The 21754-nt window shown below is 70.6% G+C and carries 19 protein-coding genes; 5 read left to right on the top strand and 14 right to left on the bottom strand.

Translation table 11 applies throughout. The features are described 5' to 3' along the window. Positions 1-31 precede the first annotated feature (31 nt). Together MTQ01_RS08485 and dapE are read right to left on the bottom strand one after the other, a co-directional pair. On the bottom strand, positions 32-766 hold the full coding sequence (locus tag MTQ01_RS08485; protein ID WP_247488226.1) for a TIGR00730 family Rossman fold protein: 735 nt from the start codon (positions 764-766) through the stop codon (positions 32-34). A 112-nt stretch (positions 767-878) separates the two neighbouring features. Beyond that, positions 879-1958, bottom strand: a complete 1080-nt coding sequence (gene dapE / locus MTQ01_RS08480; RefSeq protein ID WP_247488224.1) for a succinyl-diaminopimelate desuccinylase — start codon at positions 1956-1958, stop codon at positions 879-881. A gap of 37 nt (positions 1959-1995) precedes the next feature. Here dapE and MTQ01_RS08475 point away from each other — a divergent pair, with 37 nt between their 5' ends. Beyond that, positions 1996-2979: a hypothetical protein gene (locus MTQ01_RS08475; protein ID WP_247488222.1), complete on the top strand. Its 984-nt coding sequence runs from the start codon at positions 1996-1998 to the stop codon at positions 2977-2979. 642 nt (positions 2980-3621) lie between these two features. After that, positions 3622-4041 (top strand): ATP-binding protein, encoded by a 420-nt coding sequence (locus MTQ01_RS08470; RefSeq protein ID WP_247488220.1) that lies wholly within the window; start codon positions 3622-3624, stop codon positions 4039-4041. Between the two features lie 103 nt (positions 4042-4144). Here MTQ01_RS08470 and dapC read toward each other — a convergent pair whose 3' ends face one another. Continuing rightward, complete coding sequence (gene dapC, locus MTQ01_RS08465; protein ID WP_247488218.1) at positions 4145-5242, bottom strand: succinyldiaminopimelate transaminase; 1098 nt, start codon at positions 5240-5242, stop codon at positions 4145-4147. Between the two features lie 234 nt (positions 5243-5476). Further along, positions 5477-5803 (bottom strand): ferredoxin, encoded by a 327-nt coding sequence (gene fdxA, locus MTQ01_RS08460; RefSeq protein ID WP_211042065.1) that lies wholly within the window; start codon positions 5801-5803, stop codon positions 5477-5479. A 78-nt stretch (positions 5804-5881) separates the two neighbouring features. Between fdxA and MTQ01_RS08455 the strand changes: the two genes are divergently transcribed. Both MTQ01_RS08455 and MTQ01_RS08450 read left to right on the top strand, forming a co-directional pair. Next, complete coding sequence (locus MTQ01_RS08455; protein WP_247489135.1) at positions 5882-6961, top strand: GNAT family N-acetyltransferase; 1080 nt, start codon at positions 5882-5884, stop codon at positions 6959-6961. Between the two features lie 178 nt (positions 6962-7139). Then, the gene (locus MTQ01_RS08450) at positions 7140-8009 is read left to right on the top strand and encodes a transglutaminase-like domain-containing protein (protein ID WP_247488217.1); all 870 of its coding nucleotides are present in this window, start codon (positions 7140-7142) and stop codon (positions 8007-8009) included. 185 nt (positions 8010-8194) lie between these two features. On the opposite strand, the gene MTQ01_RS08445 is transcribed toward MTQ01_RS08450, so the two are convergent. From MTQ01_RS08445 to MTQ01_RS08430, 4 genes are all read right to left on the bottom strand, one after another. Beyond that, positions 8195-9961, bottom strand: a complete 1767-nt coding sequence (locus MTQ01_RS08445) for a hypothetical protein (protein WP_247488215.1) — start codon at positions 9959-9961, stop codon at positions 8195-8197. Positions 9962-10039: 78 nt separating this feature from the next. After that, entirely contained in the window at positions 10040-10459 is a 420-nt protein-coding gene (locus tag MTQ01_RS08440) for a DUF6113 family protein (protein ID WP_247488212.1), read from the bottom strand. After that, positions 10456-11328, bottom strand: a complete 873-nt coding sequence (gene mshB / locus MTQ01_RS08435; protein WP_247488211.1) for an N-acetyl-1-D-myo-inositol-2-amino-2-deoxy-alpha-D-glucopyranoside deacetylase — start codon at positions 11326-11328, stop codon at positions 10456-10458. Before mshB ends, MTQ01_RS08440 begins: the two co-directional genes overlap by 4 nt. Before the next feature lie 82 nt (positions 11329-11410). Then, entirely contained in the window at positions 11411-11605 is a 195-nt protein-coding gene (locus tag MTQ01_RS08430; RefSeq protein WP_211042060.1) for a hypothetical protein, read from the bottom strand. A gap of 280 nt (positions 11606-11885) precedes the next feature. Between MTQ01_RS08430 and MTQ01_RS08425 the strand changes: the two genes are divergently transcribed. Beyond that, positions 11886-14063, top strand: a complete 2178-nt coding sequence (locus MTQ01_RS08425) for a prolyl oligopeptidase family serine peptidase (protein ID WP_247488209.1) — start codon at positions 11886-11888, stop codon at positions 14061-14063. A 52-nt stretch (positions 14064-14115) separates the two neighbouring features. Here MTQ01_RS08425 and MTQ01_RS08420 read toward each other — a convergent pair whose 3' ends face one another. The 6 genes from MTQ01_RS08420 to MTQ01_RS08395 form a co-directional block, all read right to left on the bottom strand. Beyond that, positions 14116-15093 carry an ABC transporter permease gene (locus MTQ01_RS08420; RefSeq protein ID WP_247488207.1) on the bottom strand — a complete coding sequence of 326 codons (978 nt, stop codon included), beginning with the start codon at positions 15091-15093 and terminating at the stop codon, positions 14116-14118. Between the two features lie 175 nt (positions 15094-15268). After that, positions 15269-17089, bottom strand: a complete 1821-nt coding sequence (locus MTQ01_RS08415; RefSeq protein ID WP_247488205.1) for an ABC transporter substrate-binding protein — start codon at positions 17087-17089, stop codon at positions 15269-15271. Between the two features lie 47 nt (positions 17090-17136). Continuing rightward, complete coding sequence (locus tag MTQ01_RS08410; RefSeq protein ID WP_247488203.1) at positions 17137-18132, bottom strand: ABC transporter permease; 996 nt, start codon at positions 18130-18132, stop codon at positions 17137-17139. A 441-nt stretch (positions 18133-18573) separates the two neighbouring features. Continuing rightward, complete coding sequence (locus MTQ01_RS08405; RefSeq protein WP_247488201.1) at positions 18574-19686, bottom strand: ABC transporter ATP-binding protein; 1113 nt, start codon at positions 19684-19686, stop codon at positions 18574-18576. Between the two features lie 11 nt (positions 19687-19697). Continuing rightward, positions 19698-20759, bottom strand: a complete 1062-nt coding sequence (locus tag MTQ01_RS08400) for an ABC transporter ATP-binding protein (protein WP_247488199.1) — start codon at positions 20757-20759, stop codon at positions 19698-19700. Positions 20760-20769: 10 nt separating this feature from the next. Then, positions 20770-21747 (bottom strand): ABC transporter permease, encoded by a 978-nt coding sequence (locus MTQ01_RS08395; protein ID WP_247488198.1) that lies wholly within the window; start codon positions 21745-21747, stop codon positions 20770-20772. Between the last annotated feature and the right edge of the window lie 7 nt (positions 21748-21754).

The raw sequence follows: 21754 nt of genomic DNA, 5'->3' as shown, positions 1-21754 counted from the left end.
CCGACGGCGCGGGCCGACGGCCGGGGCCGGTCTACTTCGTGAGCAGGGAGACTGCCTCGTCGACGTCGTCGGTCAGCTCCAGCAGGTCCAGATCACCCGGAGCGATCTTGCCCTCCTTGGCCACGGTGTTCCGGAGCCAGCCGAGCAGGCCCTCCCAGTACTCCGTTCCGTAGAGGACGATCGGGAAGCGGGTGACCTTGCGGGTCTGCACCAGCGTCAGCGCCTCGAACAGCTCGTCCAGGGTGCCGAGCCCGCCCGGCAGGACGACGAAGCCCTGCGAGTACTTGACGAAGCAGGTCTTCCGCACGAAGAAGTAGCGGAAGTTCACCCCGAGATCGACGTAGCTGTTCAGACCCTGCTCGAAGGGCAGCTCGATGCCCAGGCCCACCGAGACACCGCCGGCCTCGGAGGCACCGCGGTTCGCCGCCTCCATCGCGCCCGGCCCGCCGCCGGTGAGGACCGCGTAGCCGGCCTCGGCCAGGGCCCGGCCGAGCTCCACGCCGGCCGCGTACTCCGGGGTGCCCTCGCGGGTCCGCGCCGAGCCGAACACGCTGATGGCGGGCCCGACTTCGGCCAGCGCGCCGAAGCCCTCGACGAACTCGGACTGGATGCGCATGACCCGCCAGGGGTCCTGGTGGACAAAGTCGGACGGCCCGCTCGAATCCAGCAGTCGCTGGTCGGCGGTGCCCGGCTGCATCTGTCCCCTGCGGCGTACGACCGGACCCAACCGCTGTTCCTTGAGCTCCCGCTCGTCTGCGCTGCTCATCTCGCGCTCCCTCCGCCTCGATCTTCGGCCAAGGGTACGCAGCGCCGGCCGACCCGAGGGACAACTCCCCGGGTACGGAACCTGTACGGGGCATCCCGGCACCGCGTACGCCTCAGTCGGTGAGCCAGCTCCGCAGCCGCTCCTCGCAGTGCAGGATCTTCGCGGTGTCGACACGCTCGTCGACGCGGTGCGCCAGACTCGGCTCTCCCGGGCCGTAGTTGACGGCCGGGACCCCGAGAGCGCTGAAGCGCGAGACGTCCGTCCAGCCGAACTTGGGCTGCGGGGTGCCGCCGACGGCCGCCATGAACGCCGCCGCGGCGGGGTGACCGAGGCCCGGCAGCGCCGCCCCGCTGTGGTCGTCGACCACCATCTCCTTCACGCCGCAGTCCGCGAACACCTCCCGCACATGGGCGAGCGCCTGCTCCTCGCCGAGGTCGGGCGCGTACCGGTAGTTGACGGTGACGACACACTCGTCCGGGATGACGTTCCCGGCGACACCGCCGCCGATGCGGACCGCGTTCAGGCCCTCTCGGTACTCCAGGCCGTCGATCACCACCCGGCGCGGCTGGTAGGCGGCGAGGCGGTTGAGGATGGGGGCGGCGGCGTGCACGGCGTTCTCCCCCATCCAGCTGCGGGCGGAGTGGGCCCGCTGACCGGCGGTGCGCAGAAGCACGCGCAGGGTGCCCTGGCAGCCGCCCTCCACCTCGCCGCCGGAGGGCTCCAGCAGAACCGCGAAGTCGCCCGCCATCCACTCGGGCAGGTCGCGGGCGATGTGGCCGAGCCCGTTGCGGTCGGCCTCGACCTCCTCGTTGTCGTAGAAGACGAAGGTCAGGTCGCGGTTGGGCTCGGTGACGGTGGCGGCGATCCGCAGCTGCACGGCGACACCGGACTTCATGTCGGAGGTCCCGCAGCCCCAGAGCGTCCCGTCCTCGTCGAGGCGGGAGGGCACGTTGTCGGCGATCGGCACGGTGTCGATGTGGCCGGCCAGTACCACCCGCTCCGGATGTCCCAGCCGCGTCCTGGCCAGGACGTTGTTGCCGTGCCTGAGGATCTCCAGGTGGTCCAGCTGCCGCAGTGCGGTCTCGATGGCGTCGGCGAGTGCCTTCTCGTCGCCGCTGACCGAGGGGAAATCGACGAGCTGCGCGGTGAGGCGGGCCGCGTCCTGGTGCAGATCAAGCGTCTTCGGGGCCATGGGCAGGACCCTACCGGTGCACCTATAGGCTGGTGGGATGGCCGAGCAGCGGGGACGTTTGGGCAGGTGGGCGCGGATCGTCGGCGCCTGTGCGGTGCTGTTCGCGCTCGGCGGGTACCTCCTGGTGCTGCAGAAGAGCAGCGAGGAGGGGCCCTTCCGCTGCGTCGTCGAGGGCGGCGAGAAGCAGGAGCCCTGGGAGATGGAGCCCCAGATGATCCGCAACGCCGCGACCATCGAGGCGGTGGCCGCCGCCCGCGGTCTGCCCGACCGGGCGGTGACGATAGCCCTGGCGACCGCCATGCAGGAGTCGATGCTGCGGAACATCGACTACGGCGACAAGGACTCCGTCGGCCTCTTCCAGCAGCGCCCGTCGCAGGGTTGGGGCACCGTCGAGCAGATCATGGACCCGGTGTACTCCGCGGAGATCTTCTACGCACGGCTGGTCGAGATCCCCGACTACGCCGAGTTGGAGCTCACCGACGCAGCCCAGCGGGTGCAGCGCAGCGCGTTCCCACAGGCGTACGCCAAGCACGAGTCGCGCGCCGCCCTGCTGACGACGGCGCTCAGCGGACGCGCGCAGGCCGGGATCAACTGCTCGGGAAAGCGCGAGGGCGAGCCGGTCGTCGGTGACGCGGCGAAGGTCCGCGCCAAGCTGGAGCGGGAGCACGGCAAGGGCCTGGTCGCCCCCTCCCCCGGCGCCGGCGAGAGCGGGAAGGGCGGCGCGGACCAGAGCGACGGCGGCCGGGACGGCGGCGGCTCCGGCGGCAACGACGAGCGCGAATCGACGCTGCGCATCCAGGTGCCGCGCGACGACGCCAAGGGCGGCTCCGACGGCACGGCCGAGGCCGAAGCCACCCGTCGGGGCTGGCAGTTGGCGCACTGGTCGCTGGCGAACGCCTCGCACCTGGGGGTCGGGCGCATCGCCTACGACGGTTACGTCTGGGACGCCGCCACCGCGGGCAGCGGCTGGCAGCGGGACAAGCGCGCCGACGGCGACGTACGGCTGACGCTGACTCGGTAGGCGGCGGCCGCCGCTGGACGGCAGCAGCGGCCACGCGTCGTGCGGCTGCGCCGAGTTGGACGGGCGGGCTGGCGGGCTGGCGGGCTGGCGGGCTGGCGGGCTGCGCTGGGACGACGTGCGGGCCGCGGAGAGTGCCCGGGGTCGCAGAGGCGCCGGGGCGCCGCGGGTGCGCGCAGCGAGAGTTCGCGGACGGTGCGCGCCGACTGCGGTTCGCGCGCTGCGAGTTCGGTCGGCACACGGCACCTCGTCCGGGCCGGCACCCGCCACCCAGCACCCGGAGACCAACCCTCAACACGGAACCCTGAGCGTCAACTTCGCTCCGGAACTCTCACTCCATCGAGCAACGCTCGATCCGTTCGCTCCGACTTTCACCCGACGGTGCCGTCGGCGTCGGAGACGCCTTGACGGGCGTCGCGCACGGACGCGTCCGACCCAGTCGCCGCAGGCTCCGGCCGTGTGGCGACGGCGAGTTGACCGGTCGCGATACGCCTCCCGACCCCTCTCTCCCTGCCCATATGATGCGACGCATTACCAATCCTTTACCGAGTCGGGCCGCAACTTCCGGGGCCGCGCAGGCGATAGGCACTGCGTCTGACCGGGCGCTGCCCGGAAGCCCGAACGCCACTCCGTCAAAGGAGCAACATGTCCTTCACCCGCCGGATCGCCAAGAGCGCACTGCTGACGGCTGCGGGCGCCGCGTCCGTCGTCGGTGCCGCCGCAGGCTCCGCCCAGGCCGTCGACCTGCCGAAGACGCCGGACCTCGGTGGCGTCAGCAACCTGGACGGCGCGACCCAGGGCGTCACGGATCTGGCCGGCGAGACCGGTGCCGACCTGGTCAACACCACGCTGCCCGCCGAGGCCGGTGCCCCCGTCGACAGCCTCACCAGGTCCGGCGCGCCCGCGGTCGAGGCGACCGACGTGCTCGACACCACGGTCAGCACCGTCACCGAAGGCATCGGCACCCGCGGCCTGGACAGCGCCCCGGCCGCCGCGCTCGACAGCCTCCCGCTGAGCAACGCCTCCATCGGCGGGCTGCCGGTCCAGGGCCTGCCCCTCGGCTGACGCGGAGTGCGCCGACACCGCCCGGCCGGCCCGAACGCGGTGTGCGACCCCGCCGAACGACAGCGCGGGCCCGGAGACTTCCGGGCCCGCGCTGTTTGTCGTCTCAGCCCTTCAGCCGACGCACGGCCTCCTCGACGCGCTCGTCGGTCGCGGTGAAGGCGATCCGTACGAAACGCTCGCCCGCCGGGCCGTAGAAGTCGCCCGGCGCGACCAGGATGCCCCGCTCGGCGAGTGCGCCCACCGTCTCCCAGCAGGGCTCGTCGCGGGTGGCCCACAGATAGAGCGACGCCTCGCTGTGCTCGGTCACCAGCCCGCACCCGGACAGCGCCCCGCGCAGCGCCTCGCGCCTGGCCGCGTAGCGGGCGCGCTGCTGCGCGACATGGTCATCGTCGCCGAGCGCCGCGATCATCGCGGCCTGCACCGGCGCGGGTGTCATCATCCCGCCGTGCTTGCGCACCAGGAGGAGCTCCTCGAGCACCTGCGCGTCACCGGCGGCGAAGGCCGCACGGTAGCCGGCCAGGTTGGAGCGCTTGGAGAGCGAGTGCACGGCCACCAGGCCCTCGAAGCTGCCGCCGCACACCTCGGGGTGGAGCACCGAGACCGGTTCGGCCTCCCAGCCGAGCTCCAGATAGCACTCGTCGCTGAAGACCAGCACCCCGTGCTCACGGGCCCAGTCGACGATCTCCCGCAGCTCCCCGAGCGAGAGCACCCTGCCGGTCGGGTTGGACGGGGAGTTCAGCCACAGCAGCTTCAGCCCGGTCGGATCGAGCTCCGTCGGCGAGTCGTAGACGACCGGTTCGGCGCCCGCGAGCCGCGCGCCCACCTCGTACGTCGGGTACGCCAGGCGCGGGTACGCGACCCGGTCGCCCGGGCCGAGCCCGAGCTGCACCGGCAGCCAGGCGACCAGTTCCTTGGAGCCGACCACCGGCAGCACGTTGCGATGGCCCACCCCCACGGCGCCCAGCCGTCGTTCGCACCAGCCGGCGACGGCGTCGCGCAGCTCGGGCGTCCCCCACACCGTGGGGTAGCCGGGCCGGTCGGTGGCGTCCGCCATCGCCCGCTGGACCAGCTGCGGCACCGGATCGACGGGCGTGCCGACCGAGAGGTCCACTATGCCGCCGGGATGCGCCGCGGCCGTCGCCTTGTAGGGCTCCAGGCGGTCCCAGGGGAAGACCGGCAGACGGGACGAGACTGATGGCACGCGCTGACTCACTTTCTCCACGCTCAACTTTTCACGGCACAACTCCGGACAGCCGGCACAGCGGGCACGGCGGGCACAGCGGGCACGGCGGCCACCGGCGACCCGGTCGGCGGCCCGCAGCCGAAAACACCGCGGTCCCGTACGAGGGGCGTTCGTACGGGACCGCGGTCGGCTTGCGGACCGCTCGGGTCGCGGCTGGCCGTACGGCTGGCAGCCGTGCCACGCCGTGGGCTTCTACTCGTCGTGCTCCTGCGGCGGAAGCGCAGCGATGACGGGGTGATCACGGTCGATCAGCCCAAGCTTGCTGGCCCCGCCGGGGGAACCGAGCTCGTCGAAGAACTCGACGTTCGCCTTGTAGAAGTCCTGCCACTCCTCGGGGGTGTCGTCCTCGTAGAAGATGGCTTCAACCGGGCAGACCGGCTCACAGGCCCCGCAGTCGACGCATTCGTCCGGGTGGATGTACAAGGACCTCTTGCCCTCGTAGATGCAGTCGACGGGGCACTCCTCGATGCACGCCTTGTCCTTCAGGTCGACACAAGGCTGCGCGATGACGTAGGTCACGCTGTCGTTCCTCCTCGATAGGGCTCATCTCGCGCGGGAGCGCGGCGTCGTCGATGCCCACACCTAGTATCGCCGCTCCTGGTAGAGAGACGAACAAGAGGGTCGAGGAGAAGAGCGGAGTTCACCGTGAGCGGACGGCTGGAAGTGCGGATCGAAGCCGATGACGTGGGAAAACGCGTGTCGGTACGGAGTTTGACCCGCGCGGGATCCGCTTCGGAAACCTTCACCGACACCGTCGGGGTGCTCACATCGTGGACAGACGGCGTGTTGTGGATCACGCGCAAGGACGGCCGCCAGGTGTCGCTGCCCGAGAGCGACCTGGTCGCCGGCAAGGTCGTACCGCGCACGCCGCCCCGGCGTCGAGGGCTCCCGGCGGCGGGCACGGTCGAGCTCGCCGCGGTCGCGGCCCGCGGCTGGCCGCCGGTGGAACAGGAGGACCTCGGCGGGTGGCGGCTGCGCGCGGCCGACGGATTCACCCGCCGCGCCAACTCGGTTCTGCCGCTCGGCGATCCGGGAGTGCCGACAGCCCGGGCGCTGGCGTACGTCCGGGACTGGTACGACGCCCGCGGGCTGCGTCCGTGCGTGCAGACCAGTACCGGGGGCGACGGTGACGGCGAGCGGCTCGGCGCCGAGCTGGCCGCACACGGCTGGAGCATCGACGTCAGCGCCGAGCTGTGGATCGCCGGCCTGGCCCGGGTCGCCGACACCGCTGCCGAACCGTCCGGGGCGGCCTCCGGGGACGGACTCGCAGACCCCGACGAGGTGCGACTGAGCCGGACCCTTCCGCCGGGCTGGCTCGACCGGTACCAGCGGGTGACCACCCGGAGCCCGGCGATGGCCGCGGTGCTGGAGGGCGGCCCCTCGGTCTGGCTGGCGAGCCTGCCGGTCTCCGGTGGCGAACCGCCCGCCGCGATCGGCCGGCTGGTGGTGGACGGACGCTGGGCCGGGTTCACCGCGGTGGAGACCGACCCCGCTCGCCGCCGTCGCGGGCTGGCGACCGCGATCATGTCGGCGCTCTCCCGGCAGGCGTTGGAGGAAGGCGCTTCGGCTGCCTATCTTCAGGTGGAGACGGACAATGAGGGTGCACGGCAGATGTACGAGCGGCTGGGGTTCGCCCGGCACCACAGCTACCACCACTGGCGTCCCGACCCCGGGTGACCGGCGGGCGCCGCCGACCGGGAGACGGACGGCGGCGCACGGCAGCCGGGCGCATCCGGAGCGCTGGGCGGTGGTGGGTACGGCGGGCGCGGACTCGGCGGTGGGCCACCGTCGGGCAGCACACGGTCGGGACGGCGGCAGTCGGGGCAGCAGCAGTCGGGGATTCGAGGAGGGCAGCATGAGCGAGCCGGACGGCGACGGGCCGCGCGAACCGCGCGAATGGTTCGCCGAAGCAGCACGCGCCGAGAAACCCGATCTGGCCCTGCTCTGTCTGCTGTTGGGCGCGGTGATCGGCGCCTGCCCGGACCCGGCCGACCCCGCGAGGGCCGAACGGACCGTCGACGAGGGGCAGATGGAGCTCGACCGGCTGAGCGGTCTGCTCCCATACTCCCGCGGACGCGCCCCCGAGCAGTGGGCGCGCACCCTGGCCGAAGTCCTCGGCGAGGGCTGCGGTTTCGGCGGTGCGGCCGGGGACTACCAGCGCCTGGAGTCCTCACTGCTGGGCGCGGTGCTGCGCCGCGGGCGCGGACTGCCCATTCTGCTTTCCGTCGTCTGGCTCGAAGTCGCCCGCAGAGCCGGAGCGCCGGTGCGCGGTGTGGCGCTGCCCGGGCACTACGTCGTCGGGTTCGGCGGCCGACCCGGCGAGTTGGTGCTCGCCGACCCGTTCGCGGGCGGACGGCTGCTCCCGGAGGCGGAGGCCCGTCTGCTGGTCAGCGGCACGACGGGTCGCCCACTGTCGCGGGCCATGCTGGAGGCCGCCGGACCGCTGGAGACGGTGCTACGGGTGCTGAGCAACATCCGGGAATGGGCGGTCCGCCGACCCGAGCGCACCGATGTCCGACTCGCCGCACTGGACCTGTCCCTGCTGCTCCCCCACCATCCGCTGCAGTTGCGCCACGAGCGGGCGAAGGTGCTCGTCGACCGCGGCGAGTTCGCCGCCGCCGCCAAGGAGCTTGAGGAGTACGCGGAGCTGATCTCCGCCGCCGAGCCGCAGGCGGCGGACGCCGTGCACCGCGAGGCCCGGATCGCCCGCGCCCGACTCAACTGACCGCCGCCGCAGGGGGCTCGGAGCCGAAGGACGGCGCGCCGCGCGAGCCGGTCGGACCCTGCCGCGCGTACGGACCGGCCCCACCCGTACGGACGGAAACACTCGGCCGGTGCGTACGGGAGGGCCCAGCACGTACGGGAAGGGGGCCCGGCCACCGAAGTGTCCGGGCCCCCTTCTCTCCCTCGTCAGCTCCCGCTGCGGGCGCCCTCCACCTCGGCGACCCGCTTGCCGGGCTCGGCCGGGGCCTTCTCCATCAGGGCCTTGGTGACGGCGGCCGCGGCGTGCTCGGCCGTCATCGGCACCGGGCCGGTGCCGGCGTCCACCACGACCCCCTCGAAGGCGCCGCCGTACTTCTGGGCCAACGCCTTGGCGTCCACGTGCGGTTGGAGACTCGTGCCGCCGGCTCGCAGCGTGAAGAAGTCGCTGATCGACTTCTCGCTGAAGGGCACCTCGACGCCGCCGGCCTTCAGCCACACCCAGCCGGACATCGCGGGCTCGCCGTACTGCTTGACGGCGCGCTGCATCTCCTGCTCGGTGATCTTCGGCTGCTGCTTGCTGACGGGCAGCGTGACGGGCGTGTCCTTCCCGCCCGCCGCACGCTCCTTGTACGCGGCTTCGAGCGCGTCGGCGGCCTTTGCCGAGTCGATCGCCATCGCTGCCCGGCCGGGCACCGGTACCGCCTCGCCGTTCTCGAACCTCACCATGCCCTCGGCGGACTTGCCCGAGCCGCCGAGTCCTTCGATGGCGGCGTTCAGCTTGTCCTCGTCGACGGTGTAGGTCGGCTCGACGTCCTGGCTGGTCCCGAGCAGCGAGCCGATGACCGAGATCGGGTTGTAGTCCCGGCCGGTGACGCCCCGCACCGTGGCGTCGGTGTCGATGCCGAGCCCGGCGACGCTCGGCTTGAGGGTCTGCTCCTCGCCCTCGACGTTGATCCTGAGGTCGGCGGTGTCACGGCCCCCGAGCGCGGAGTTGAGCTTGTCGACCGCTTCCTCGCGGGTGGAGCCACCGATGTCCACGCCCAGCACCGTGGTGCCGTTGGGCACGTCGGAGTGGTTGAGGAGCAGCCCGGCGCCGTAGGCGACGGCGAAGACCGCGGCGCCGGCGACGCCGAGCAGCACCAGCACGGAGCGGCCCTTGCGCTTGGGCGGCTTCGGGTCGCTGAAGGCGAACGGCTCGGCCTCGCCCTCCGAGCCGGCGGGCTCGCTCCTCGGGGCGGACTCCGACTCGGGACCGTTGGGCCCCGAGGTGGCTCCGGAGGAGGAGAACCCCGCGAACGGGTCGCCCACCTGCGGCTGTTCACCGGTCCGGTCGTCGTGGGTGGCCACCGGCGGCTTCATCATCTCGGTGATGCGCGGCGGCGGGGTGGGCCCGGGCCTCGCCGGCGGCTCCGCGCCCTGCGCCTGCTGGAACTGCGGCGGCAGCAGCGGCATTTCGCCATCGGCCGGGCCGCTGGTGGGGCCGGCGGGCGGTGACGGCCGGGAGCCTCCCGCGGGGTGCGGCGGGCCGCCGTCGAACGCGGACATGCCGTCGAACGCGGAGGGCTCGTCGCCCTGGCCCGCACGGCCGTAGGCAGGCGTGCCCGCGTGCGGGGTGTCCGTACGGAGCGGAGCGACCGGCGTGCCGTCGGGAGGAGTCCCGTGGGGACCCTGGTCGTCGGCGGGCGCGCCCGTCGGCTGCTTGCGCGGGGCGAACCAGTCGCTGCCGCTTCTGGAGCCCTCAGCGGGGTTCGGCGGCTGCGGGGCGGGCTGCTGCCCGGTTCTGGACTGCGCCTGGTCGTCCACGTCCGCGGAGTCGGATGCCTCCGCGGGGTCCACCGTCTTGCGTACCACGACCGGCGGAATCGGCCTGGAGCCCGGGATGTTGATGCGAATCCGGGTCGTCAGCGTCGTCTCGGTCTTGGGTTCGTCCGGCTCGTTTCCCTTCGGAAACGAACTGTCAGTTTCACGGCTCAAGGCAGGTTCTCCCGGTTGGATCTGCCGCACTCGTCGTCTCGCTGGAATTGCCAGTACGGCGCGCCGGCGGGGCCCACCTTACTGGGGGCGTCCGGCAGGGTCTCCAGGAAGGCCGAATCGTGACCGGGTGGAGGGCAGCAGGGTGGCGCAGATCACGACCGCGATGACGCCTCCGTAGAGGAAGAGAGCAGCCGTCAGATCCGTGGCGAGGAAGTCCCCTTCGGCTGTCGTCCAGAACGTCATCGGCAGGACGACCAGCGCCCAGCCGAGTCCGGGTGCGAGCGCGCCCGGGCGCCCGCCGGCCAGGTCGGCCCCCGCGACACAGGCGCCCACCAGAGCGGCGAGCGCGAGGAGCAGGCCGCCGGGGAACCAGCCCGCGTGCACCAGCAGACCCGTCGCGCCGACCAGCACTCCCAGCAGCACCAGCAGGGCGAGGCCGGCCGCGCGCAGGAAGCGGGCCCTGGCGGTGGGCGCGGTCGCGCCCGGCTCGGAACTCACAGCTCGACTCCCGCGAACAGATCGGTCAGCGGCTCGTGCGGCGGCAGGTCGCCGTCGGGGGACCGGTAGCACTCGGTCGTCTGGATCGGCTGCCCGAGCCAGTTGGAGAGCGTGAACCACTCGCCCCGCACCAGGACCTGGGTGACGTGCGCGGCCATCGCCGCCGTCTTGGCGCTCCGCTCGCGTGCGTCGCCCTCGATCCGGACGGCGACCGACTCCTCGTCGACCACCCCCGGCACGTCCTGCTCGGTCACGGCGGCCTCGAACGGGTTGTCCGCGAACACCGCGGACGTCAGCGCGCTGCGTGGTACACAGTTCCACCAGATCCGGGCGACCCGGTGCGGCTGCCCGAGCTCGGGCCCGAACGCCTCGTCCGCAGCCAACTCGACAGCCCGGGTGGCGACCCGGTGCGCCTGGATGTGGTCCGGGTGGCCGTAGCCGCCCCGGGGGTCGTAGGTGACCAGGACCTGCGGACGGGTCTCGCGGATCGTCTCGGCCAGCAGCGCCGCGGCCTCGTCCAGCGGCGCCTGCCAGAAGGCGTCGGGCCGGTCGTTCTGCGGGGCGCCGCTCATTCCGGAGTCGCGGTAGCGCCCCGGGCCGCCGAGGAAGCGGTGGTCGGTGACCCCCAGCTCCCGCATCGCGGCGGCCAACTCGCCCACGCGGTAGGGGCCGAGCGTGTCCTCGCGGTCGGGTGCGAGCCGGGCGAGGTCGGAGGGGATCACCTCGCCCTCCTCCCCGCGCGTACAGGTGACGAGGGTGACGGCGGCGCCCTCGGCGGCGTACCGGGCCATCGTCACACCGTTGCAGATCGACTCGTCGTCCGGATGTGCGTGGACGAGCAGCAGACGACGGCGGGGGTGCTCACTCATGGGGCCGAGCCTACGCGGCCCGGCCCTGGGTGTTTCGCTCACCACCGACCGTCCTGACGGCGATCGGTGGCGGTGACGAGCGTCAGAACTTCAGGTTGCTCACCATATTGGCCACACTCGTGGTCAGATCGCTGATGGTCGGGGCGATGGACGAGCTGGCGAGGTAGAAGCCGAAGAGCACACAGACCACGGCATGCATGGCCTTCAGTCCTGACTTCTTGATCAACAGGAAGACGATGATCGCCAGCAGCACCACCGCCGAAATCGAGAGTGCCACGGCGGCTCACCTCCAGGGACGTACGGTCGCTAAGGGCAGGGCGTATGCCATCGGGATACCAGGGACTACATACCCACGGTCCGACGGTGCGCAACTGATCATAACTTTCGGTGAGTCAGCACGCGCTGGAGCATTGGAGCAGACGGGGCGCATGTCTCTGTCTTCCGTCGAGCCGGTTCCGGTCAACCGCGCGATACCCCGGGCACGGGTCTGACGAAACCTCAGCCGAAGTCCGGAGGACGCCTGCCGGCCGCGAGCGCAGGCCCCGTACGCTCGGCACATGTCGACCGAGCCCGAGAGCTTCCCCCGCCAGCACGCCCGTACGCAGCGCTTCACGCTGGGCGCGCCTCGTTCCTTCACCGTGGCGCCCGACGGCGGGCGCGTGGTCTTTCTGCGCTCCGCCGCCCCGGAGCGACCGGCAGGCGCACTGTGGGTGCACGACCTCGCGGCGGACGCGGGTGATGCAGAACGTCTCGCAGCGGACCCCGCCGAGCTGCTCGGCGGCGCCGACGAGGAGCTGTCCCCCGAGGAGCGCGCCCGCAGGGAGCGCAGCCGCGAGGGCGGCGCGGGCATCGTCGGCTACGCGACGGACGCGGCCGTGGAGCTCGCGGCCTTCGCGCTCTCCGGCCGGCTCTTCGTGACCGGGCTCCTCGACGGCACCACCCGCGAGCTCCCGGTGCCCGCGCCGGTCGTCGATCCGCGCCCCTCCCCCGACGGCCGGTGGATCGCCTACGTCGCCGACCGGACGCTGCGGGTCGCCCGGACCGACGGCGGCACCGACACGGCCGTGGCCGTGCCGGAGAACGCCGAAGTGAGCCTGGGGCTCGCCGAGTTCATCGCCGCCGAGGAGATGCAGCGCCACCGCGGCTACTGGTGGTCCCCCGACAGCGACCGGCTGCTCGTCGCCAGGGTCGACAACTCGCCCGTCCGGCGCTGGTGGATCTCCGACCCCGCGAACCCGCAGTCCCCGCCTGCCGAGATCGCCTACCCGGCCGCCGGCACTCCCAACGCGGACGTGGGCCTGGAGGTGCGCAGCGTCGACGGCAGCAGCTGTGTGCAGGTGCGGTGGGACCGCGATACCCACCCGTACCTCGTCGCGGTGCACTGGTCGGCGGGCGGGCCGCCGCTGCTGCTGGTGCAGCAGCGCGACCAGCGCGAACAGCGGTATCTCACCGTCGACGTGGAGTCCGGCGAGACCACCACCGTGCACATCGAGCGGGACAATACTTGGCTGGAAATCACCGCCGGCGGCCTGGCCTGGAGCCCGGACGGCCGGCTGGTGCGCGTCTCGGACGCGAGCGGCGCCCGGGCCCTGGTGGTCGGCGAACGGACCCTGACCGGGCCCGAGTTGCACCTGCGCGCGGTGCTCGACGTGGGCCCCGAGGACGTACTGGTCAGCGCCGCCCCCGGGCGCGCCGCCACCACCGCGGCCGACGGCGCCGACGCGATCGGCGATGTGGCCGTCCACCGGATCCCGTACGCCGAGGGAGCCGCCACCGAGCGGATCTGCGGCCCGGCTCCGCTGGTCGCCTCCGCGGTGCGGGGCGGGGAGACGACCGTGCTGGTCACCGCCGCGCTGGACCGCTTCGGCGCACGGGCGCAGATCCTGCGCGCGGGCACCTCCCGCGAGATCCGGTCGCAGGCGGCGACACCTGTCCTCACCCCCGCGCCGCGGCTGCTGCGCGCCGGGGCGACGGACGGCGTCGGCATCCCCACCGCCGTACTGCTGCCCACCGGTCACTCCCCCGGCGACGGGCCGCTGCCGGTGCTGATGGACCCCTACGGCGGGCCGCACGGTCAGCGCGTGGTCGCGGCGCGCAACGCTTACCTCACCTCGCAGTGGTTCGCGGACCAGGGCTTCGCGGTGATCGTCGCGGACGGTCGCGGCGCACCCGGCGACTGCCCGTCCTGGGAGAAGGCGATCGCGGGGAACCTGGCCGCGCTCAACCTGGAGGACCAGATCACGGCGCTGCACGCGGTCGCCGCCGAAGTGCCGCTGGATCTGGAGAAGGTGGCGATCCGAGGCTGGTCGTACGGGGGCTACCTCTCCGCACTGGCCGTGCTCCGCCGCCCGGACGTCTTCCACGCGGGCGTGGTCGGCGCCCCCGTCACCGACCAGCGGCTCTACGACACCCACTACACCGAGCGCTACCTCGGCGATCCGAACACCTCTCCGCAGACCTACGCGGAGAACTCGGTGGTCACCGACGAGGGGCTGCGGAACGCGGCGGACCAGCACCGGCCGATGCTCATCGTGCACGGTCTCGCGGACGACAATGTGGTGGTCGCGCACAGCCTGCGGCTCTCCTCCGCGCTGCTGGCCGCGGGCCGGCCGCACGAGGTGCTGCCGCTGTCGGGGGTCACCCACATGACGCCGCAGGAGCAGGTCGCCGAGAACCTGCTTCTGCTCCAGGTCGACTTCCTGCGCCGCTCGTTGGGCCTGACCGCCACGCCCTGACGCTATGCACGGGCCCGGCTCTGTTGCCGGGCCCGTGCAGTACGCATCCGGTTCAGCTGAGCCGGATGCGCGGGTCGATCAGGGCGTACACGGCGTCGACCAGAACGTTGAACAGGATGATCGCCGCCGCGGCGAAGAGCATCACGCCCATCAGCATCGGCAGATCGGTCTGGATCACCGAGTTGACCGCGAGCCTGCCGAGCCCCGGCAGCGCGAAGGTGAACTCGGTGACCATCGCGCCGCCGAAGAGCGAGCCCATGTCGACGCCGAGGATCGTCACGATCGGGATCAGCGAACCGCGCCACGCGTGCCGGAAGAGCACCGTGCGCTCCGACATGCCCTTGGCCCGGGCGGTGCGCACATGGTCCTCCTGCATCTGCTCGATCAGCGTCGAGCGGGACATCCTGGTGTACGCGGCGGTGAAGATGATCGACATCACCAGCCACGGCACCAGCAGCCCCTGGAACCAGCCGAGCGGATCCTCCGTCAGCTCCACGTAGCGGGGCGAGGGCAGGATGTCGAGGTGGTAGACGAAGAGCGCCAGCACGAGCGGACCGACCAGGTAGATCTGCATCGAGCTCATCACCAGGGACAGCGAGCTGAGCCCCTTGTCGATCAGATTGCCCTGGTTGCGGGCGGCGATGACGCCCAGCGTGAGGCCGACCACCAGGAAGATGACGGTGCCGCCCACGGCGAGCGAGGCCGTGGTGGGCATTCGGTCCAGGATCGTCTGGAGCACCGGCGACTCGTCGCGGAAGGAGTATCCGAGGCAGGGCGCCGGACAGTGCCCGGTGGCGAAGTCGCGTCCGGTCACGATGCCGGACAGGTACTCCCAGAACTGCGCGGGAACGGGCTTGTCGATACCCAGGCTCGCCCGGATCATCGCCAGGGACTCGGGGTCGCAGGTCTTGCCGCAGGCGAGCCGCGCCGGGTCCCTGGGGATGCTGTAGAAGAGGAAGAACGTCACGGCGCTGATGATCAGCAGGATGACCACGGCGCCCGCCGCGCGGCGGAGCAGAAATCTGATCATGGTGAGTACGGCTTCCCTGGCGTGATGGCGGTGCCGGCCGAGTGCCGGTCGGCTGCGGCGTTGCGGGGGCGTGGTGGCCGCGGCACACGAACGAGTGGTGTTCCGCGGCAGGCGGTCCTCGGCGGGGCGCCGTTCCGGGTCCGCGGCGCGGTACCGCGGACCCGGCGGCCGGGCGCTACTTCTTCAGGAAGAGCTTGGTCGGATCGACGCCGCTGTGCTCGTTGTTGAAGACGACTCCGCCCACGTTGGACCCTGCGATCTGGAGCTGCTTGTAGGCGTAGAGCGGGACGGCGGGCGTGACGTCCTCGAGGATGTACTTGCTCAGCTCGAACCACTCGTCGGCGGCCTTCTCCGGGTCCGCGACCTTGGCGATCCGGTCGATCTCGGAGTTGATCCTCTTGTCGTCGACGTGGGCGTAGTTCGCGGCGCCGTCCTCGATCGCCCGGCCGTCGTACTGCGGCGGGATCACGGTGCTGGCGCTCGCCCAGTCGTGGCCCCAGTTGCTGCGGTAGATGTCCCAGCCGTTGTCGACCTTGCCGATGCGGTCGTAGTAGTTGTCGGTCGGGATCTCCTTGCGCTGGACGTCGAAGCCGGCCTTCTCCAGCGCACCGGCGACCGCCACCGAGCCCTTCTGGTCCTCGTCCGCGGTGCCGTGGGCGTACACCAGTTTGTAGTTCTCGGCGTCGGCCTCCTTGAGCAGCTTGCGTGCCGCCTCGACGTCGCCGTTGGGCTTGCTCACCTTGTTGAACGGGTCGTACCCGCGGTCCGCTCCGGGGAGCATCGGGTTGAAGTAGTTGCCCGTCAACTCCCCGCCGACACCCGGCCCGTAGGGAGCCAGCACACCGCGGTTGGGCATCGCGTAGGCGATGGCCCGGCGCACCCGGTGGTCCTTGACCCGGTCCATGTTGATCGCCATCTGCGCGACGTAGATCTGGTACCCGTCGACGGTGCGCTCCTTGGCGGCGTCGTCCTTGAGCACCCGCTGGGCGGTGTCGATGTCCACCGAACCGTTCCAGGTGACCGCGTTCGGGTCCGAGTCGGCCAGCAGCTCCCGTGCGCTCTTGGCGTACTCGTGGTTGAAGGTGACGTCGAAGGCGTCGACGTACTGGTGCCGGGAGGAGTCGGTCCTGGGGTCCCACTCCTTGTTCCTGACCAGCTTCATGGACCGGCCGCGCTTGAACTCCTCGATCTTGTACGGCCCCGAGGTCGCCGGTTTGCGGTCGTACTTCTCCTTGGTGTCACGCTCGGCGGAGACCGCTCCGTAGCCGGTCATGGAGAGCGCGTACGGGAGATCGTTGCGCGGCTGCTCGAACTTGAAGATCACCGTCTTCTCGTCGGGTGTCTCCAGCACGCTGTCCGGCAGGTGATCGCCCTTGTACGGCCCGTCGGGCAGGATCTCGCGCGCCTTGGCGCCGCTCTCGTTCGCCAGCCACTCCTGGACGAACTTCGGCCCCTCGGTGATGAAGGGCGCGTACAGCCGCTCGAAGGTGTGCCGGATGTCCTTGGAGGTGATCGGCGAACCGTCCTCGAAGCGGATGTCGTCCTTCAGCGTGTACTTCCAGGTCTTGCCGTCGTCCTCGGTGGTTCCGGAGTCGGTGGCCAGATCTCCGACGACGCTGTACTCGCCGTCGTTGTCGAGCTTGACGGTCGTCAGCCGGCGGTGGATCAGCGAGGCCATGGTGGTCTGCGAGGCGACGTACATCTGCGCCGGGTCGAGGTGTTCGTAGCTGTCGCGTTCCAGCACCGGAATGGTTCCGCCCCTGCGTGCGCCCTCGATCTTCTCCGCGGGGCCGGTGGACTCCTCCTTCCCCGCGAACTCGACCGGCGAGGCGGTCTCCGCCTCCTCGCCGTCGCCGCCGGTTCCGCCCCCGCCGCCCGCGCTGCACGCGGTGGCCGTGATCGCCGAGACGGTCAGCGCGACCAGTGCGGCTCGCAGCCTTCCGGGGGAAGCGCCGCCGCGCCGGTCGCCGGCTCTGCTCATCAGGGTCTTCCTCATCGCTGCCACACCTGCCTGTCCTCGCTCGCTCTGCCGCTTCCGGCCGATCACCGCTGGCCCTTGGGGTCGAAGGCGTCCCGCACCGAGTCGCCGAGCAGGTTGAACGCGACGATGAAGAGCACCATCGCCCCCGCGGGAAAGAACATGTAGGTCAGATCGCCCTGGTAGACCTCGGCGCCGCGGGCGAACATCCGTCCCCAGTCGGGGGTCGGTTCCATGATTCCGACGCCGAGGAAGGAGAGGGCGGCAGCGGTCGTCACGAAGTTCGGCAGCATGATCGTGGCCTGCACCAGGATCGGAGTGACGAGGTTGGGCAGAAGTTCCCGGGTGATGATGCGCCAGCGCGAGGCGCCGCTGACCTTCGCGGCCTCGACGAATTCACGTTCGCGCAGCCCCAGAGTCACTCCGCGCAGAATTCTGGCCAGCGTCATCCAACCCAGGAACCAGAGCACCAGCACCACCGAGACCACTCGGATGTAGGTCGGCGTCTCCTCCGAGGGATCGACGAACAACGCCGCGACGATCGGCATGAACGCCACGAAGAAGAGCTGGTTCGGAAAGGCCATCAGCAGGTCGATCAACCGGTTCAGGAAGTAGTCCGCCTTGCCGCCGAGATAACCCGCGGCGATTCCGATGAGAATCGCGGTGACGACGGCGAGCAGGGTGACCGCGACCGCGATTCCCAGGGACGTCCTGATGCCGAAGAGAAGCTGGGTGAAAACGTCCCGACCCTGCCCCGGTTCCAGGCCGAACCAGAACTCGCCGTCGATACCGCCGTTGGGTTTGATCGGATACTCGAACTCGTTGAGCAGACCCTCGCGCTCGTGCCCGTAACGGGTGTACGGATTCTTTCCGTAGAGCCAGGCGATCACCGGCGCGAAGAGCGCGACACCGAAGAAGAACAGCACCACGCAGGCCGATACGACGCCGGAGCGGTCACGTTTGAAGCGCCGCCACATGAGGCTGCCCGGCGAACGCCCCGAGACCTCTTCGGGCTCGGTCGGTTCGGCCGGTTCGACTGGTTTGGCGACGGTCGTGGTCAACGTCCCCCCGGTGCGCACAGAAGTGAGGTTCAGCGCGACCTTGCAACCAGCGGAACGGACGGTCAAGGCTATCCACCGCCACAACGCAATGAATCACCGGAATAGCCTGAAATCGGACCAGAACGATACGTCTTTCATCTTGACGCCGCCACGATCTGTGCAACCCGGGGCGCAACTGCCGGCTCAACTCGCCTGCCCCGCAGGGACGTTGGACGTCATGCGCCGGCAACTCGAGCGATCCGGGCCTGACACACGGCCCGGGCAGAATCGGTCGACTGCGACCGTGCGGGCGTCGCAGGGGCCGGCCCGGGCGGCAGCAGACCGCCCGGCCGGCCCGGCCGGGGCCGTGGACACTCCCCTGCCACCACAACGCAAAGACCGCCGGCCACCGCCCTGTTGGGGTCGGTGGCCGGCGGTCTGCGCGTACGACCGGCAGGCCGGTCAGTCGTGCTGGCTCTCCAGCGACTGCAGCGCCGGGTCCATGACGACGTCCTCGGAGGTCGCCTCGGTGGTGCCGTCCTCGGGGAAGTGGCAGGCCGTCAGGTGGCCGGCGGCGTTGCCCGAGATCTGCACCAGCGGCGGCTCCTCGCTCGCGCAGATGTCCTGCGCCTTCCAGCAGCGGGTGCGGAACCGGCAGCCGGAGGGCGGCGAGATCGGCGAGGGCACGTCGCCGGCGAGGCGGATGCGCTCCTTCTTGCTGTCCTCCGACGGACCTGTCGCCTCGGGCACGGCCGAGAGCAGGGCGTGGGTGTACGGGTGGCGGGGACGCAGGTAGATCGAGTCCCGGTCACCGACCTCCACGATCTTGCCCAGGTACATCACCGCGAGGCGCTGCGAGAAGTGCCGGACGATGGCGAGGTCGTGCGCGATGAAGACGAAGGCGATGCCCAGCTCGCGCTGCACCTTCTGCATCAGGTTGATGACCTGCGCCTGGATGGAGACGTCCAGCGCCGAGACCGGCTCGTCCGCGACGATCAGCTTCGGCTCCAGTGCCAGCGCCCGGGCCACTCCGATGCGCTGCCGCTGTCCGCCCGAGAACTCGTGCGGGAAGCGGTTGTAGTGCTCGGGGTTGAGGCCGACGATCTCCAGCAGCTCCCGCGCCCGCGCCTCTCGGCCGCCGGACGGGTTGATGTCGTTGACTTCCATCGGGCTGGTGATGATCCGGCCGACCGTCTGCCGCGGGTTCAGCGCGGAGTACGGGTCCTGGAAGATCATCTGGATCTCGGACCGGATCGGTGCCAGCTGCTTGCGGGTCGCCTTGGTGATGTCGGTCCCCTGGTACTTCAGGGTGCCGCCCGAGGGCTCCAGCAGACGCGTCAGCAGACGTCCGGTGGTGGACTTGCCACAGCCGGACTCGCCGACGAGACCGAAGCTCTCGCCCGGGTAGACGTCCAGGTCGACCTTGTCGACCGCCTGCACCGCACCGACCTTCCGCTTGAACGGAAAGCCCCCGTAGATGGGGAAGTGCATGGTCAGATCCCGTGCCGTCAGCAGGGGTTCACCGGAAGCCGGGACCGCGTCCGTCGGCTTGGTCAGGGTGAGTTCCTCACTCATGTGCGTTCTCCCTAGCCCAGCCGGGGCTTGATGTGCTCGACGAAAAAGGTCTGCTTCTGGTCGGCCGAGAGGTGGCACGCGGCGGCACGGCCCTCACCGAGATCGGGACGCACCTCCCGGCACTTGTTGCCGGCCACCTGGTCCGCGAAGTCGCAGCGCGGGTTGAAGGCGCAGCCCGGCGGCGGGTTCAGCAGCGAGGGCGGGGTGCCGCGGATGGCCCGCAGCTCCTCGTTGACGTCGCCGCTCAGCCTCGGCATCGAGGACAGCAGGCCCCAGGTGTAGGGGTGGTCGGGCTCGTACAGCACCTGGGAGACGCTGCCACGCTCGACCGCCCGACCGCCGTACATCACCATGATGTCGTCGGCCATGTTGGCGATGACACCGAGGTCGTGGGTGATGAAGATGATCGCCGACCCGAACTCCTGCTGCAGTTCCTTGAGCAGGTCGAGGATCTGGGCCTGGACGGTGACGTCCAGGGCGGTCGTCGGCTCGTCCGCGATGATCAGGTCCGGGTCGCAGACCAGGGCCATGGCGATCATCGCGCGCTGGCGCATACCGCCGGAGAACTGGTGCGGGTAGTCGTCCACGCGCCTGCTCGGCTGCGGGATCCCCACCTTCTCCAGCATCTCGATCGCCCGTGCGCGGGCCTCCTTCTTGCTGGCCCCGGTGTGCTTGCGGTACGGCTCCATGATCTGGCGGCCGATGGTGTAGAAGGGCGACAGCGCGGTCAGCGGATCCTGGAAGATCATCGCCATCTTGTTGCCGCGCAGGCTCTCCAGGCGCTTCTCCTGGACGGTGAGCAGATCCTCGCCCTCCATCAGGATCTCGCCCGTCACCTCGGTGGTCTTCGGGTTGTGCAGACCGAGGATGGACAGGTTGGTCACGGACTTGCCGGAACCGGACTCGCCCACGATGCCCAGGGTCTTGCCGCGCTCGAGGTCGAAGGAGAGACCGTCGACGGCCTTGACGATGCCGTCCTCGGTGGAGAACTGCACGCGCAGGTCGTTCACCGAGAGGAACTTGCCGTCGTACTCGGCCGGGGCGGAGGAGTCCGCAGTCTTGGTCAGTGTCACTGGTGCTCTCCTAGGACAGTCGCACGCGCGGGTCGATGAAGGCGTACGCGGCGTCCACGAGGATGTTGAACAGGAGGATGAACGTCGCGCCCACGAGCATGACACCCATGGTCAGCGGCAGGTCGATGTTGAGCACGGAGTCGACGGCAAGTCGGCCGATGCCCGCGAGACCGAAGGTCATCTCGGTCACCACCGCGCCACCGAGCATGCCGCCGAGGTCCATACCGAGAATGGTGACGATCGGGACCATCGCGCCGCGCCAGGCGTAGCGGAAGAAGACGTACTTGCTGCCCATGCCCTTGGCTCTGGCCGTCCGCACATGGTCTTCCTGCAGCTGCTCGATCATCATGGCGCGCGTCATACGTGTGTACTGCGCGGTGAAGATCAGCGACATGACCACCCAGGGGATCAACAGGCCGGCCGCCCAGGCCAGTGGCCCGTCGAAGAACTCGTTGTACTGGGGGGCGTCGAGCCAGCCGGTGCTGTAGACCACGGCACCGAGAACGACCGGGCCGATGAAGTAGATCTGCAGGGAGCTCAGGACCAGCGAGGTGGAGCTCGCCGCCTTGTCGACCATCGTGCCCTTCTTGGCGGCGGCCAGCAGGCCGGCGCCGATGCCCAGGGTCAGGAAGATGATCAGACCGCCCACGGTGAGCGAAACGGTGACCGGCAGACGGTCGATGATGGTGTCCCACACCATCGTGCGGTCGTTGAACGACACTCCGAGGCAGGGTGCGTCGCAGTGGCCGATCGCGAAGTCCCTGCCGGTGAAGATGCCCGAGAGGAACAGCCAGTACTGGTGGGGTATCGACTTGTCGAGACCGAGGTTCTCGCGAATGATCGCCAGCGCGTCGGGGGTGCAGTTCTTTCCACACGCCAGCATCGCGGGGTCACCGGGTGCGGCAAAGAAGAGGAAGAACGTGACAGCACTGATCAACAGGAGGATCACCGAGGCGCCTAGCACCCGGCGAACAAGAAAACGAAGCATGGCAGTC

This window comes from Streptomyces sp. XM4193 (assembly GCF_023072595.1).
In the GTDB taxonomy this organism is placed as follows: Bacteria; Actinomycetota; Actinomycetes; order Streptomycetales; family Streptomycetaceae; genus Streptomyces.
The sequence above is the reverse complement of the archived record's forward strand: the minus strand, read 5'-3'. Positions and strand labels throughout refer to the sequence as shown.

Coding starts and splice junctions, on each gene's coding strand:
- MTQ01_RS08395 (WP_247488198.1), bottom strand. CDS start 21,747: ATGCTTCGTTTTCTTGTTCGCCGGGTGCTAGGCGCCTCGGTGATCCTC.
- mshB (WP_247488211.1), bottom strand. CDS start 11,328: ATGAGTGAGCACCCCCGCCGTCGTCTGCTGCTCGTCCACGCACATCCG.
- MTQ01_RS08415 (WP_247488205.1), bottom strand. CDS start 17,089: ATGAGGAAGACCCTGATGAGCAGAGCCGGCGACCGGCGCGGCGGCGCT.
- MTQ01_RS08450 (WP_247488217.1), top strand. CDS start 7,140: ATGAGCGAGCCGGACGGCGACGGGCCGCGCGAACCGCGCGAATGGTTC.
- MTQ01_RS08425 (WP_247488209.1), top strand. CDS start 11,886: ATGTCGACCGAGCCCGAGAGCTTCCCCCGCCAGCACGCCCGTACGCAG.
- MTQ01_RS08475 (WP_247488222.1), top strand. CDS start 1,996: ATGGCCGAGCAGCGGGGACGTTTGGGCAGGTGGGCGCGGATCGTCGGC.
- MTQ01_RS08420 (WP_247488207.1), bottom strand. CDS start 15,093: ATGATCAGATTTCTGCTCCGCCGCGCGGCGGGCGCCGTGGTCATCCTG.
- MTQ01_RS08470 (WP_247488220.1), top strand. CDS start 3,622: ATGTCCTTCACCCGCCGGATCGCCAAGAGCGCACTGCTGACGGCTGCG.
- MTQ01_RS08485 (WP_247488226.1), bottom strand. CDS start 766: ATGAGCAGCGCAGACGAGCGGGAGCTCAAGGAACAGCGGTTGGGTCCG.
- dapE (WP_247488224.1), bottom strand. CDS start 1,958: ATGGCCCCGAAGACGCTTGATCTGCACCAGGACGCGGCCCGCCTCACC.
- MTQ01_RS08405 (WP_247488201.1), bottom strand. CDS start 19,686: ATGAGTGAGGAACTCACCCTGACCAAGCCGACGGACGCGGTCCCGGCT.